Annotated in this window: 1 protein-coding gene; it reads right to left on the reverse strand. The window is 62.1% G+C overall.

Annotation, left to right across the window (positions count from 1 at the left end; translation table 11 throughout):
* Positions 1-1,175: 3-oxoadipyl-CoA thiolase (pcaF, locus tag B30_RS21185; RefSeq protein WP_009574316.1), on the reverse strand; the 1,175-nt coding region annotated here is incomplete at both ends.

Consider the following 1,175-nt stretch of genomic DNA (forward strand, 5'->3'; position numbering starts at 1 on the left):
TCCAACGCGATCGCGATGCCTTGGCCGACGCCGATACACATGGTGGAGAGCGATTTTTCACCCGGTTTCAGTTCCAACATCGCCGTGCCAGTGATCCGTGCGCCGGACATGCCGAGGGGGTGGCCGATGGCAATCGCGCCGCCATTCGGATTCACCCGCACATCATCGTCGGAGATGCCCAGATCGCGCAGCGTCGCGAGGCCTTGGGAGGCGAAGGCTTCGTTCAACTCGATCACTGCAAAGTCCGCTTGTGTGAGGCCAAGCCGCGCCATCAGTTTTTTCGACGCAGGTGCCGGGCCAAAGCCCATGATCCGCGGTGCAACTCCCGCCGTGGCCCCGCCGAGCACCTTGGCAATCGGCGTAAGGCCATGTTTTTCGGCGGCCTCGCGGGTCGCCAAAATCAAAGCCGCCGCCCCATCGTTCACGCCCGAGGCATTGCCCGCCGTCACCGTGCCGTCGGCTTTGACAAAGGTTTTGAGCTTTTGCAAATCCGCCAATGTGGTCGAAGGGCGCGGGTGCTCGTCTTCGCACACCACAATCGGATCGCCTTTGCGCTGTGAGATCGTCACCGGGACGATTTCGCGCGCCAGACGCCCGTTGGCCATCGCCACCCCCGCCTTTTGCTGCGAGCGCAGGGCAAAAAGGTCTTGGTCCTCGCGGTTGATATTGAAATCCTCGGCGACGTTTTCGGCGGTTTCGGGCATCGAATCCACCCCATGCGCCGCTTTCATCAGCTTGTTGACAAACCGCCAGCCGATGGTGGTGTCATAGACTGCATTGGCACGGGAAAACGCCGTCTCGGCCTTAGGCATCACGAAGGGCGCGCGGGACATGCTTTCGACCCCGCCGGCAATGATCAAGTCGGCCTCTCCCGCCTTGATCGCCCGCGCGGCGGTGATGATCGCGTCCATGCCGGAGCCGCACAAACGGTTCATTGTCGTGCCGGGCACAGAGTCCGGGAAACCGGCCAGCAAAAGCGACATCCGCGCGACGTTGCGGTTGTCTTCGCCCGCCTGGTTGGCACAGCCAAAGATCACCTCGTCAATCGCCGCGAGATCCATTGACGGATTGCGCTCGGCCAAGGCTTTCAAGGGGATCGCGCCCAGATCATCGGCACGAACAGAGGAAAGCGCACCGCCATAACGGCCCACAGGCGTGCGGATATAGTCGCAGAT

It is taken from the genome of Celeribacter baekdonensis B30 (genome assembly GCF_000299875.1).
GTDB classification, from domain to species: domain Bacteria; phylum Pseudomonadota; class Alphaproteobacteria; order Rhodobacterales; family Rhodobacteraceae; genus Celeribacter; species Celeribacter baekdonensis_A.